Source organism: Nicoliella sp. ESL1149 (genome assembly GCF_058107265.1).
Genome location: NZ_JBYLUE010000002.1, coordinates 379,313 through 394,232 on the forward strand (window position 1 = coordinate 379,313; position 14,920 = coordinate 394,232).

General features: G+C 37.3%; 6 protein-coding genes, 9 tRNA genes and 1 riboswitch. All 15 genes read right to left on the minus strand.

What is annotated here, in order from left to right:
- Nucleotides 1-3: 3 nt before the first annotated feature.
- Entirely contained in the window at nucleotides 4-3,651 is a 3,648-nt protein-coding gene (rpoC, locus tag AC3B6G_RS02050; RefSeq protein ID WP_489848779.1) for a DNA-directed RNA polymerase subunit beta', read from the minus strand.
- A 17-nt stretch (nucleotides 3,652-3,668) separates the two neighbouring features.
- The gene (rpoB, locus tag AC3B6G_RS02055) at nucleotides 3,669-7,274 is read right to left on the minus strand and encodes a DNA-directed RNA polymerase subunit beta (RefSeq protein WP_489848780.1); all 3,606 of its coding nucleotides are present in this window, start codon (nucleotides 7,272-7,274) and stop codon (nucleotides 3,669-3,671) included.
- Nucleotides 7,275-7,508: 234 nt separating this feature from the next.
- On the minus strand, nucleotides 7,509-9,983 hold the full coding sequence (locus AC3B6G_RS02060) for an ATP-dependent Clp protease ATP-binding subunit (protein ID WP_489848781.1): 2,475 nt from the start codon (nucleotides 9,981-9,983) through the stop codon (nucleotides 7,509-7,511).
- Between the two features lie 23 nt (nucleotides 9,984-10,006).
- The gene (locus tag AC3B6G_RS02065) at nucleotides 10,007-10,474 is read right to left on the minus strand and encodes a CtsR family transcriptional regulator (protein ID WP_489848782.1); all 468 of its coding nucleotides are present in this window, start codon (nucleotides 10,472-10,474) and stop codon (nucleotides 10,007-10,009) included.
- A 91-nt stretch (nucleotides 10,475-10,565) separates the two neighbouring features.
- Nucleotides 10,566-10,639, minus strand: a tRNA-Pro gene (locus AC3B6G_RS02070).
- Between the two features lie 29 nt (nucleotides 10,640-10,668).
- Nucleotides 10,669-10,742, minus strand: a tRNA-Pro gene (locus tag AC3B6G_RS02075).
- A gap of 11 nt (nucleotides 10,743-10,753) precedes the next feature.
- Nucleotides 10,754-10,827, minus strand: a tRNA-Arg gene (locus AC3B6G_RS02080).
- 19 nt (nucleotides 10,828-10,846) lie between these two features.
- Nucleotides 10,847-10,932: transfer RNA gene (locus AC3B6G_RS02085), tRNA-Leu, on the minus strand.
- 12 nt (nucleotides 10,933-10,944) lie between these two features.
- Nucleotides 10,945-11,016, minus strand: a tRNA-Gly gene (locus AC3B6G_RS02090).
- Nucleotides 11,017-11,021: 5 nt separating this feature from the next.
- Nucleotides 11,022-11,095, minus strand: a tRNA-Thr gene (locus AC3B6G_RS02095).
- A 12-nt stretch (nucleotides 11,096-11,107) separates the two neighbouring features.
- Nucleotides 11,108-11,191, minus strand: a tRNA-Leu gene (locus AC3B6G_RS02100).
- A 29-nt stretch (nucleotides 11,192-11,220) separates the two neighbouring features.
- Nucleotides 11,221-11,293 (minus strand) — tRNA-Lys (locus tag AC3B6G_RS02105).
- A gap of 6 nt (nucleotides 11,294-11,299) precedes the next feature.
- Nucleotides 11,300-11,372, minus strand: a tRNA-Val gene (locus AC3B6G_RS02110).
- 220 nt (nucleotides 11,373-11,592) lie between these two features.
- Nucleotides 11,593-12,882, minus strand: coding sequence for a serine--tRNA ligase (gene serS, locus AC3B6G_RS02115; RefSeq protein ID WP_489848783.1), 1,290 nt, complete (start codon nucleotides 12,880-12,882; stop codon nucleotides 11,593-11,595).
- A gap of 273 nt (nucleotides 12,883-13,155) precedes the next feature.
- A complete protein-coding gene (locus AC3B6G_RS02120) occupies nucleotides 13,156-14,625 on the minus strand; it encodes an amino acid permease (RefSeq protein ID WP_489848784.1) in 1,470 nt (489 codons plus the stop codon).
- 76 nt (nucleotides 14,626-14,701) lie between these two features.
- Nucleotides 14,702-14,876, minus strand: a riboswitch (Lysine riboswitch).
- Nucleotides 14,877-14,920: the final 44 nt, after the last annotated feature.

A 14,920-nucleotide genomic window follows, 5' to 3' on the forward strand; every position in this document is an offset into this window, starting at 1 on the left:
TAACTAATTTTTAGTGTCTTCTTCTTTCATTTTTTGTTCTAATTCACTAATTGAATAAACACCATCGGTATTAGATTTACCTTCTTCTTTGGTTTCAAAATCATTGTAAGTATTCATACCAGTACCAGCAGGAATTAACTTACCAATAATAACATTTTCTTTAAGACCAACTAATGGATCATTCTTACCACGAATTGCAGCATCAGTTAATACACGGGTAGTTTCTTGGAATGAGGCAGCAGATAAGAAACTATTAGTTTCAAGAGCTGCTTTAGTAATTCCAAGTAGAACTGGACGTGCAGTTGCAGGAATTTTACCGGCAATAACTGTATTAGCATTACTTGTCATAAAGTCATGAATATCCATTAACTTACCAGGTAGCAAGTCAGTATCACCCGGATCCATGATTCTAACTTTTTGTAGCATTTGACGAACCATGATTTCCGCATGCTTATCAGACAAGTCCACCCCTTGCATACGGTAAACTTTTTGAACTTCACCTAATAGATACATTTCAGTAGAAATTGTATCACGAACTTTAATCAATTCCTTAGGATCAACAGAACCTTCATTCAATTGATCACCACGACGAACAGTTTCGCCCTCTTTAACGGTTAACTTAGCATTAATAGGAACACTGTACTTTCTAGTATCAGTATCACCCTTAATTGTGATTTCACGTGTTCGATCAGCAGGATTTTCTTCAATTAAGGTAACCTCACCAGTAACTTCTGTGATTTCAGCTTTACCTTTAGGGTTCCGTGCTTCAAAAATTTCTTGAATACGAGGAAGTCCTTGGGTAATATCTGAATTCCCGGCAACACCACCGGTATGGAAGTTACGCATGGTTAATTGAGTACCGGGTTCACCAATTGATTGAGCAGCAACTGTACCAACAGCTTCACCAACTTCAACTGGATCACCGGTTGAAAGGTTACGACCATAACATTTAGCACAAACTCCGTGAACACTGTTACAAGTAAATGCCGAACGAATTTCAACTTCTTTAATTCCAGCATTTTTAATCTTATCAGCGATATCATCATTGATCATATGATTCTTAGCAACAATTACTTCATTCGTCCGAGGATCACGAACAGTCTTCATTGCATTTCGACCAACAATTCGATCATGCAATGGTTCAACAATTTGATCACCATTGTATAGCGCATGCACAATTAAACCACGATCGGTACCACAATCATCTTCACGGACAATGACATCTTGAGCCACATCAACCAAACGACGGGTTAAATAACCAGAGTTAGCAGTCTTCAACGCAGTATCAGTCATACCTTTACGAGCACCATGGGTAGAAATGAACATTTCCAAGACTGATAATCCTTCACGGAAGTTCGAAGTAATTGGTAATTCCATAATTTCACCATTAGGAGCAGCCATTAACCCACGCATACCAGCTAATTGAGTAAAGTTAGAAATATTACCACGAGCTCCAGAATTCATCATCATAAAGATTGGATTTTGAGCATCAAAGTTATGAGATAAATCATCTTGAATTACATCTTTAGCATCACTCCACACTTGAACAACTCTTTCGTAACGTTCTTGGTTGGTAATTAAACCATGACGGAAGTTTTTAGTAATTGCATCAACTTTGTCGTGAGCTTCTTTAATAATCTTAGGTTTTTGCTTTAAATCAGTAACGTCGGTAATTCCAACAGTTAATCCTGATTTAGTTGATTTATCATAACCAATATCCTTAATTCGATCCAATAACTTAGAAGTTACCGTAACCTTATATTGCTTATAAACTTGAGCAATAACGTCACTAAGATCACCCTTCTTAAATGGTGGAATCAATGGTGCATTCTTCAAATAGTCATGAATGTTTTCACCAGGTTTTAAGAAGTACTTATCAGGAACAAAACCGTTCAAATTAGTATCAGTGGATTCATTTAAGTAAACAAATCCTTTAGGTAAAATGTGATTGAAGAAAATTTTACCTACACTAGTAACTAAGATTTTATCTCTTTGATCATCAGTAAATGGCTTTTCAGGCATTGAAGAAACTCTAATTCCGACACGACTATGCCAGTTAACTTGACCATTTTGATAAGCTAACACAGCTTCATTGTAATCGTTAAAGATTGCTCCTTCACCATCAGTATTATTTTCTTCTAGGGTAAGATAATAATTACCAATAACCATATCTTGAGATGGCGTAACAATTGGGCTTCCGTCACGAGGTGCAAGAATATGACTAGCAGCAAGCATTAAAATTCGTGCTTCAGCTTGAGCTTCATCAGATAGAGGTAAATGAATAGCCATTTGATCCCCATCAAAATCGGCATTATAAGCTTCACAGGCTAATGGATGAAGACGCATGGATTTACCACTTACCAAAATTGGTTCAAAAGCTTGAATTCCCAAACGGTGAAGAGTAGGAGCACGGTTCAATAAAACTGGATGTTCCTTAATAACATCTTCTAAGACATCATAAACAGCATCTTCTTTACGTTCAATTTGACGTTTAGCATTCTTAATGTTAGAAGCAATTCCACGTTTAACCAATTCACGCATAATGAATGGCTTGAATAATTCCATTGCCATTGGAATAGGTAATCCCATTTGATTAAAGTGTAAGAATGGACCAACATCAATAACTGAACGACCAGAATAATCAACACGTTTTCCAAGTAAGTTTTGTCTGAAGCGACCTTGCTTACCCTTAAGCATATGCGATAAGGACTTCAGTGGACGGTTACCAGGACCAGCAACAGGACGACCACGACGACCATTATCAATCAATGCATCAACAGCTTCTTGAAGCATCCGTTTTTCATTTTGAACAATGATTCCAGGAGCATTTAATTCAAGAAGACGTTTCAAACGATTATTACGGTTAATAACCCGACGGTATAAATCATTCAAATCAGAAGTAGCAAAACGGCCACCTTCAAGTTGAACCATTGGACGAAGATCAGGTGGAATAACTGGAACAGCTTCCATTACCATCCATGATAATTTATTATCGGATTGAAGGAAAGATTCAAGAATATCCAAACGACGAACGGCACGGGTCCGTTTTTGACCGGTTGCTTTCTTTAATTCAGCTTTTAATTCTTGAGTTTCCTTTTCAACATCAACATTTTCGAGCAAAGTCCGGATAGCTTCAGCACCAATTCCAGCCTTAAATTTGTCACCATATTTTTCTTGATCTTCACGATATTCCCGTTCAGATAAGAGTTGCTTATTTTCAAGTGGAGTTTCTCCACGATCAGTAACAACATATGATGCAAAGTAAATAATTTCTTCAAGCGCACGTGGACTCATATCCAAAACAAGTCCCATTCGGCTAGGAATACCCTTGAAGTACCAAATATGAGTAACAGGAGCAGCTAATTCGATGTGTCCCATTCGTTCACGACGAACTTTAGAACGCGTAACTTCAACTCCACAACGATCACAGATTACCCCACGGTAACGAATTCGTTTGTATTTCCCACAGGCACATTCCCAGTCTTTACTAGGTCCGAAAATCCGTTCGTCAAAAAGTCCTTCTTTTTCTGGCTTTAAGGTTCTGTAGTTAATGGTTTCTGGTTTTAAAACTTCACCATAAGACCAACTTCGAATCTTGTCAGAAGATGCTAGGCCAATTTGCATACTTTCAAACTTATTAACATCAACCAATTGATCGGCCTCCTTAATTATTTCTTAGTGTTCGTTTCATGTTCTTCTTTGTCATCTGAAGATTCTTTTTTCTCATTTGTTTTTTCTTGAGCTTTTTGTTCTTGATCTTTAGCTAACTTCGTCAATGCATCAACGTTAACAACATCTTCATCTTCACTTTCCATATCACGAAGTTCAACTGGTTTGTGATCTTTATCAAGAACTTGCATATCAAGACCTAATGCTTGAAGTTCTTTAATAAGAACACGGAATGATTCAGGAACACCTGGTTTAGGAATTGGTTCACCCTTAACAATTGCTTCATAGGTCTTAACACGTCCTACAACATCATCAGACTTATAAGTCAAAATTTCTTGTAAGGCATAGGCAGCCCCATAAGCTTCAAGAGCCCAAACTTCCATTTCACCAAAACGTTGGCCCCCAAATTGTGCTTTACCACCAAGTGGTTGTTGAGTAACTAACGAGTATGGTCCAATAGCACGAGCATGAATCTTATCATCAACCATGTGGGCCAACTTAAGATAATGCATAACTCCAACGGCAACTCGCTTGTCAAATGGTTCACCAGTCCGTCCATCATATAAGATTGTCTTAGTATCAGGTGCAACACTAGCTTCTTGTAATGCATCGTCAATATCTTCATCACGAGCACCATCGAAAACAGGAGTTGAAACATGAATTCCAAGTTTTCTAGCTGCCATTCCCAAATGCAATTCCAATAATTGACCAATGTTCATCCGGGAAGGCACACCCATTGGACTTAACATAATATCAACTGGGGTACCATCAGGTAAGTATGGCATGTCTTCTTCAGGAATAACAATAGAAACAGTACCCTTGTTACCATGACGACCTGACATCTTATCTCCAACTTGAATCTTACGTTTTTGAGCAATGTAAACACGAACCATTTCATTAACACCAGGAGCTAATTCATCACCGTTTTCACGGGTGAAAATCTTGATGTCTTGAACTATTCCACCAGCACCATGAGGTACCTTTAAGGAAGTATCACGAACTTCACGTGCTTTTTCACCAAAAATAGCATGAAGTAATCTTTCTTCGGCTGATAATTCAGTCACACCCTTAGGGGTAACCTTACCAACTAAAATATCACCATCATGAACTTCAGCACCAACACGAACAATTCCGCTTTCGTCCAAGTTTTTAAGTGCATCGTCACCAACATTAGGAATTTCACGAGTAATTTCTTCAGGTCCTAACTTAGTATCACGGGATTCGGATTCGTATTCTTCAATATGAATTGAAGTATATACATCTTCCTTAACTAGCCGTTCGTTAATGGCGATGGCATCTTCAAAGTTATAACCTTGCCAAGTCATGAAGGCAACTAATGGGTTTTGACCTAATGCTAATTCACCATTTTCCATTGATGGACCATCAGCTAAGATTTCATTGCCATCTACATGGTCGCCAATCTTAACGATAGGATGTTGGTTGTAGTTCTTACCACCATTAGAACGTTGAAATTTCATTAACTTGTAAGTATCTAAGGCCCCATCATCACGACGAACACGTACTTCACGTGAATCAACGTATTCAACAGTTCCTTCATGCTTACAGATCAAAGCAACTCCGGAGTCATGAGCAGCACGGTATTCAATCCCAGTTGCAACTAATGGAGCATGTGGGTTAACCAATGGAACAGCTTGACGTTGCATATTAGCCCCCATCAAAGCTCGGTTGGAGTCATCATTTTCCAAGAAAGGAATACATGCACTGGCAACGGAAACAACTTGCTTAGGTGAAACGTCCATGTAGTCAACGTCTTCAATCTTAGCAACAATGTTATCAGAACGGTGACGAGCCAAAACAGTTGGGTTTTCAAATGAACCATCATCATTTAATGGTGAGTTCGCTTGAGCAACAACATACTTATCTTCTTCATCCGCACTTAAATAATCAATCTTGTTAGTAACTTTATGGTTCTTCCAAGAAACACGACGATATGGAGTTTCAACAAAACCATATTGATTAATCTTGGAATAAGTGGATAAACTATTGATCAATCCAATATTAGGACCTTCTGGTGTTTCAATCGGACAAATTCGACCATAATGAGTATAGTGAACGTCCCGCACTTCATATCCAGCACGATCACGAGTCAAACCACCAGGTCCTAAAGCAGAAAGACGACGTTTATGAGTTAATTCACCTAATGGATTGGTTTGATCCATGAATTGAGAAAGTTGTGAAGAACCAAAGAATTCCTTGATTGAGGCAACAACTGGACGAATGTTAATTAATTGTTGTGGAGTTACAGTTGAAATGTCTTGAATTGACATTCTTTCACGAACAACACGTTCCATTCGTGCTAACCCAATTCTAAATTGATTTTGTAATAATTCACCAACCGAACGAATCCGACGATTACCCAAATGATCAATATCATCAGCTTCCCCAATTCCTTCTTGCATGTTGAAGAAATAGTTAATAGCAGAAATGATATCGGCTGTCGTAATGTGCTTAAAATCAAGAGGAATATTGTCGTTACCAATAACAGGAACAACATGATCAGGATTATTCTTGGAATAAACCTTAATAATTTGAACAGTCATTGGAGTTGTAACAACTGATTCTTCAGATGGTTGGAAAGTGTAAGCTTTAAAATCATTCCGATCAAGATAAGAAGCTAATTTTTGCATCAACTTCCGATCAATCAAAGAATCCTTCTTAGCAATAATTTCACCAGTATCAGGATCAGCTAATGTTTCAGCTAATGTTAAGCCAACTAAACGGTTCTTTAAGCTTAACTTGTTATTTGTCTTGAAACGACCAACTGGAGCCATGTCATAACGTTTAGGATCAAAGAAACGAGTAGTTAACAAGTTTCTAGCTGATTCAGCAGTCTTAGGTTCACCTGGACGTAGACGTTCATAGATGTCCTTTAATGATTCTTCAACACGGGAATCATCACTATTCTTGTGAACATCTTTTTCAAGAGTTAATGCTAAACTATCATTACTACCTAAGATATCAGTAATTTCGCTATCAGAACCGAAACCTAAAGCCCGAACTAATTCAGTAATAGGTAATTTACGCGTTCTATCAATACGAACATAAGATAGGTTCTTAGCATCAGTTTCAAATTCCATCCAAGCACCACGGTTAGGAATAACAGTAGTTCCGTATGAAATTCGACCACTCTTGCTTTCTTCTTTATGGAAAAAGACACCTGGAGAACGAACTAATTGAGAAACAATAACACGTTCCGCACCATTAATAATGAAGGTTCCTTGTTCAGTCATAAGTGGGAAATCACCAAAGAAAACATCTTGGGTTTTGATTTCACCAGTTTCATGGTTAGTCAACTTCAAAGTAATGTGAAGAGGAGCTGAGTAGTTAGCTTCATGTGCTCTTGCTTCTTCTACCGTATACTTAGGATCTAATAACTTATAATCAACGTATTCCAAAGATAACTTACCTTGGAAATCTTGGATTGGCATAATGTCATTAAACATTTCCTTTAGGCCTTTATCTAAGAACCATTGATAAGAATTAGTTTGAATCTCAATCAAGTTAGGTAAATCAAGAACTTCCTTGATTCGAGAATAACTTCTACGGATACGGTGTTTTCCATATTTAACTAAATGTCCTGCCAAATCATTCACCTCTCTAAATTTTACGCTAATTGAAATATTACATTTATGTTACAAAACATATTTTTTGATATTTTGACCGTATTTTGAGCAAAAAAAAGCCCAAAATAAGATTTCTCATCCTACTTTTGGGTCTTATGAGAACTACATACGGACAATATATCGCAGTAATTCATTTCAATTCGCAAACATACAACTATTATCATACCCAAATTAATATAAAAAGTCAACATTAACTTAGCTATTCAAAACTTTTGCGCTTTTGTCATTTACTTTAAAAGTTAACTTACCTGAATGAGAACCAATTGTAATTTGATCACCACTAGCTACCTTTCCAGATAATAATAATTCACTAATCGGATCTTCTAATTGATTTTGAATTGCTCGTTGAATTGGGCGAGCACCATATTCAGGATCAAACCCATCCTTTGCAACAATATCAATTGCAGATGGCGTAACCTTAATCTTAACATTTTGCTTTTCAATTCTATCAATCAAAGTATGCAACATTAATTTTACAATTTGATGTAATTGTTTCTTATTAAGTTGATGGAAAATAACAACTTCATCAATTCGATTTAGGAATTCTGGTTTAAAGTATTCTTTCAATTGATGGCGAATTGTAGCAGCCATCTCTTTATAGCTATCAGCATTAGCTTTTTCGGCACCAAAACCAACCGTCTTTTTATCACGTAAAGTTGCGGCTCCTAAATTAGAAGTCATGATGATAATTGTATTCCTAAAGTCCACTCGACGCCCTTTGGAATCGGTTAAATACCCATCATCCAAAACTTGAAGTAATAAATTAAAAACGTCTGGATGAGCTTTTTCAACTTCATCTAATAAAACAACTGAATATGGATGTTGACGAACTTTTTCGGTCAATTGACCCCCTTCGTCATAACCAACATATCCAGGTGCAGAACCAATCAAACGACTAATGGAGTATTTTTCCATATACTCACTCATGTCCACTCTGATTAAATCTTTTTCGGATCCAAACATTGCAGAAGCAAGTGACTTGGCTAATTGAGTTTTTCCAACTCCAGTAGGTCCAAGAAAAATAAATGATCCAATTGGCCGTTTAGGATCCTTTAATCCACTTCTAGCCCGTCGAACCGCTCTAGCAACTGCTGAAACCGCCTCATCTTGACCAATCACTCTCTTATGCAAGATATCTTCAAGATGAACTAATTTATCAGCATCTTGTTTTGTCATTTGAGTAACAGGAATCTTAGTCCATTCAGAAACGATTTGAGCAATATCTTCAGGAGTTACCTTTAGTTTATATTCATGATCATTTTTCTTTTGTTGTTCCGCATCTAATTTATCTAGTTTATCTTGAGCAATTTGAGCTTCTTTTCTTAGCTTAGCTGCTTTTTCGAAATCTTGTTCTTCAATCGCCTTTTCTTTTGCTTGATCTAATTTCCGAACTTCATTTTCTTCTTTAGATAAATGACTGGATTGGTTATCAATTCTAACCTTTGCTGCAGCTTCATCAACCAAATCAATGGCTTTATCTGGTAAGAAACGATCTTGAATATAACGACTTGATAGGCTCACGGCTGCTTTGATTGCATCGTCACTAATATTAACGTGATGATATTCTTCATATTTAGGCCGCAATCCAGATAAAATTTTGACGGCTTGTTCTTTCGTTGGCTCATCAACTTGAACCGTTGCAAAACGACGTTCTAATGCTGAATCAGACTCAATGTGTTTTTGGTATTCATCAAGCGTTGTTGAACCCATCACTTGAATCGTTCCTCGAGCTAATGAGGGTTTCAAAATATTAGAAGCATCGATTGCTCCTTCTGCTCCTCCAGCTCCAATTAAAGTATGAAGTTCGTCAATGAAAAGAATAATGTTCTTTGCAGCTTTCATTTCGTCGATTACTTTCTTTAGACGACTTTCAAACTCTCCACGATACTTTGTACCTGCGACTAATGATCCCATATCTAACATCATTAATCGTTTATTCATCATGTCAGCAGGAACTTCACCTTCAACAATTTTTTCGGCAATTCCCTCTGCTACAGCAGTTTTACCAACCCCAGGTTCTCCAATTAGAACTGGGTTATTCTTAGTTCTCCGACTTAAGATTTGAATTACTCGTTTAACTTCTTTTTTACGTCCAATAATTGGATCTAAGCGATTTTCACGAGCTTCTTCCGTTAAATCAGTTGCTAAAGAATCCAATGTAGGCGTTGGTCCCTTTGGTTGAGAATTTCGATTAGCATTCAATTTTGCCTGTTTAGTAGAAACACCGCTAACACCCATTTTTCTAAGCGTAACCTTTCGAACGGAGTTAATATTAAATCCAAGGTTGATCAATACCCGTGCTGATAAAATTTCATCACTGCTAATCAACGCTAACAAAAGATGTTCCGTTCCTACTTTAGTTGCTCCGTACTGGCGGGCAATTGCGCCTGCAGTTGATAAAACATCCTTTGCTTTAGGTGAGTATGGTAAGTAGGTATTTTCATCAATTCCGGTTAAGTTTCCAAAACCAGTCAAATGTTCAATTTCTCCTCTTAGGTCATCTTCATTGATTGCTAATTGCTCCATCGTTTTATAAGCAATTCCGCTAGGCTCCATCGATAAAGCTAGCAATAAATGTTCTGTTCCAACAGCTTGATGTTTAAATTGGCGTGCTTGTTCTTGAGCAATTACTAATACATTTCTTGCGCTTGGTGTAAATAAATTTTCCATAACGAGCCTCCTACTTTTAAACTTTAGCTATCATATCTCAAACGATTTAGAATTGAGATAAGAATCCTTGCTCGTAGTCGTTTTTCATTTTTAGAATCCTTACAGTTAAGTGCATTATGACTAATCGTAGTTAGCAATAATACACTTTCCCGCTTTGAAATTAAACCATCTCGATATAACGAATGAATAACTGAATTCCCATTGCGCAGAGATATTTCATCACCAATCATTTCAATTAAAGAGTCCAAAATCTCTAAGTTATCTAGCAAACGAACTTTTTCAATTTTAATGTATCCTCCACCACCTCGTTTACTTTCTACGACATATCCATTTTCTATAGTAAAGCGAGTCTTTATAACGTAATTAATTTGCGATGGAACAACATGAAACTGATTTGCGATTTCTGATCGGCGAATTTCTATTTCTGCATCGTTAGATAGAACTTGCTTTAGATATTTTTCAATCATATCAGAAATATTTTTACCATGCATAATGTCCACCTAACTTTGACTAATATTGACTTTCATTATACGAATATATTTACGAAATTAAAAGTATTTTGATTTTAAATAAAATAAAAAATCGGGAAAACAAGATTCGAACTTGCGACCTCTGCGTCCCGAACGCAGCGCTCTACCAAGCTGAGCTATTTCCCGATGTTTCTTTTTATATTCAGTTTTTCGAATCGGGAAGACAGGATTCGAACCTGCGACCCCCTGGTCCCAAACCAGGTGCTCTACCAAGCTGAGCCACTTCCCGAAAATAAAAAATGCACCCAGTAGGAGTCGAACCTACAACCTTCTGATTCGTAGTCAGACACTCTATCCAGTTGCGCTATGGGTGCATTATATTAATATTAAAAATGCCGAGGACCGGGATCGAACCGGTACGGTTATCACTAACCGCAGGATTTTAAGTCCTGTGCGTCTGCCAATTCCGCCACCCCGGCAGTAGATTAAAAAGCGGAAGACGGGACTCGAACCCGCGACCTCCACCATGGCAAGGTGGCGTTCTACCACTGAACTACTTCCGCATTTATGCCGACTAGACGATTCGAACGCCCGACCTCATCATTACTAGTGATGCGCTCTAACCAACTGAGCTAAGTCGGCATGGGATTTAAGTGCGGGCGAAGGGACTCGAACCCCCATGTCAATTAAGACACTAGAACCTAAATCTAGCGCGTCTGCCAGTTCCGCCACGCCCGCATACATGCAATATTAAATTTTTCTGGCAATGAGCCGTGGGAGGTTCGAACTCCCGACCCTCTGATTAAAAGTCAGATGCTCTACCGGCTGAGCTAACGGCTCGAAAGATGGAGGATACAGGGCTCGAACCTGTGACCTCCTGCTTGTAAGGCAGATGCTCTCCCAACTGAGCTAATCCTCCATAATCCATCTTTCATGTGTTAACGCCTTGCTCCGATAAGCAAGACAACTATTTAATAATAACATTTCGTTAATTAACTGTCAACTACTTTTTATTATTACTTTGTCATCAAGTTGATATATCTTGACAACAGAAATTAATTATACATGATACATTTTTAATTGTCCACCCAAAAAATAAAAAAATTGGAATTCATTTTGAATTCCAATTTTTTAAAATTTTAAAATTGTGTTTCCTTAGTAATTTTCTTCATTCCATGCATATAAGGTTGAAGAACTTCTGGAACATTAACAGTTCCATCTTCATTTTGGAAGTTTTCCAAAATAGCAGCAACAGTTCTACCAACAGCAAGCCCTGAACCATTAAGAGTATTTACGTATTGTAAACGACCCTTTTCATCACGATATTGAATGTGGGCACGACGAGCTTGGAAATCAGTCGTATTTGAACAACTTGAAATTTCACGGTAACAATTTTGGGCAGGCATCCAAACTTCCAAATCATGAGTCATTGCAGCAGTGAAACTCATGTCACTAGTAGTTAATGTAATTACATGGTATGGAATCTTGAGTAACTTCAATAGTCTTTCAGCTTCATTAGTAATTTCTTCCAATGCTTGCCATGATTCATCAGGTTTAGTAAATTGCACCATTTCAACCTTGTTGAATTGGTGCATCCGAATTAAACCACGCGTGTCACGTCCAGCACTTCCGGCTTCAGAACGGAAAGCAGGAGTTAATGCAGTGAATTTAATTGGAAGTTGATCAGCTGGTAAAACTTCATCCCGATAGTAATTAACCAATGGAACTTCAGCAGTTGGAATCATAGTTAAATCACTATCTGCAATTTCAAATCCAGCCTTCTTTTCCAAAAATTTAGGGAATTGACCAGTTCCGTACATTGATGCTGAATTAACCATGTATGGTGGGATAATTTCCTTATAACCTACAGAAGTATTTTGATCTAAGAAAAAGTTATAAATCGCACGTTCTAATAATGAACCAGCACCAATGTAGTATACAAAACGACTTCCAGCAACTTTGGCACTTCTTTCAAAGTTCAAAATTCCTAATTTTTCAGCAATATCCCAATGATGCTTTGGTGTAAAACTGAATTTTGGAATATCGCCAACTCGACGTAATTCTTTAGAACCATCTTCAGTTAAACTAATTGGCACCCCATCAGCGGGAATGTTTGGTAAGTGAGCTGCTAAATTCTTTTCGTCTTCCTTAACTTGAGCAAGTTGGGCATCTAATTCTTTAACCCGTTTCCCAACTTGTTTCATTTCATCAATTGCAGAACTAGCATCTTCCTTGTTCCGTTTCATAGTTGCAATTTGATCAGAAACAGTATTTCTTTGTGCTTTTAACTGTTCACTTTCTAAGATTAAATCACGACGTTGCTTATCGTATTTTAAAAGTTCATCGATTGCTTCTGGTTTAATTCCTCGGGTAGCAAGTTTATCTTTTACCCAGTCTTCTTTATTTCGAATCATTTTTAAATCTAACATTTTTATATCCTCCCCAAAATAAAAAGAAAGCCTCCGTCACAGGGACGAAAGCTTTCTTTTCCGCGGTACCACCCAAGTTTCTAAATTAATAGACCCTCAAAAGTGATAACGGCACTGACCGTGTAGGATTGACTACCATTTTTGTGTATCGGACTTTTCGATTAGTAATTCTCAGCACCATTACTTCTCTGTATTATCTACTTATAAATACACATTAATTTCGATTTATTTATACTCTAATAGTATTACAAAAATCTTAAAACAACAAGCATTTTAGCTCTTTTGTTTTTCATCCTTTAAATTAGTTGGACTTACATCAACTTTATCTAATGGAATCAAATGCGTCTTATTCTTGATCTTATAAACAACGTATAGAATCAATACTAATGGCACACTGATATAAGTAATCCCAATTTGTTCCCAATCAAAATCAGCAAAAGCTTGTAAGTTTTGACCAACAATAACTAAGATACATAAGATCAATGACAAGATTGGTCCTAACGGGAACCATGTTGCATGATATTTTAATTCACTTAACTTATGTCCTTGTTTAATAAAGGCTCTTCTAAATCTAAAGTGTGAAATTGCAATTCCCAACCATGCAATAAATCCAGTTAATCCAGATGCAGCCACTAACCAAAGATAAATCTTTGGACCAGCAATACTAGAAATAAAGGTTGCTAACGAAATAAACGTTGTTACTACTAAAGCAGCCATTGGGACTCCTCGTTTGTTAACCTTACTGAAAATCTTAGGAGCATATTTATCGTCCGCCATTGAATAAAGCATCCGAGTAGAAGCATACATTCCGGAGTTAGCAGAAGAAATTACTGAAATTAAAATAACGGCATTCATAATACTTGCTGCCGCAGCAAGTCCAGCCCGTTTGAATACTAACGTAAATGGACTGATGGCAATATCAGACGCACTAGAACCTAATAGGTCATGACTAGTGTATGGAATAATTGCTCCAATGATAAAAATTGTAAAGATGTAGAATAAAATAATTCTCCAGAAAACAGAATGAATCGCCTTTGGAACACTGTGACGAGGATCATCAGATTCTCCAGCTGTAATTCCAACTAATTCAGTTCCTTGGAAAGAGAACCCGGCAACAACGAATACTCCTAAAATCGCTGGAATTCCACCAACAAATGGAGCTTGTTTATAAGTGAAGTTTCTCATCCCGATTGCGTGACCGCCACCCATAATCCCGATAATCGTTAAAACCCCAACTACCAAGAAAATGATAACCGTTACAATCTTGATCAAAGACATCCAAAATTCGATTTCACCGAAAGCACCAACTGAAATTGCGTTAATCGCTAAAATCAAAATTAAAACGATTAAACTCCAAATCCAGCTAGGGACACCTGGTAACCAATATCCCATAACAAGGGCAGCCGTACTGATATCAACGGCAACCGTAATGGCCCAGTTGAACCAATAATTCCATCCCATGGCAAATCCTAATGCTGGATCAACGTATTTTGCAGAATAAGCCGCAAATGAGCCAGAAATTGGCATGTTAGTAGCCATTTCTCCTAAACTGGTCATTAAAAAGTACACCATTGCTCCCATTAATAGATAAGCAACTAAACTTCCTCCTGGACCAGCTTGACTAATTGTAGATCCACTAGCAACGAACAACCCGGTTCCAATACATCCCCCAAGGGCAATCATCGAAACATGACGGGTCTTTAACTCTCTTTTAACAGAGTTAGTTCCTTTTTTTTCACTCATTTTTTTCCTCCAACAATCGTGAATTATAACAATAAAAAAACCTCTTACAATAAGAGGCCGCTTAACAATCGTTCGAAGTCTTAGAAGCACTCCGCCAAATTGGCGACAGTCCTAACGATATTATCATTAGGCCCAGTCTAACAATGAAAAAGCACTGTCATCCTTCGGCAAGGTTCCCTTTCACAAAAGATCGTAGCTACTTAATTAGCTCCCTTTTGACTACTATTTAACCCTGCACCTCTTATAAGAAATTAAGGTATTTAATTTATTTTTAACTATATACTAATTTATTTTA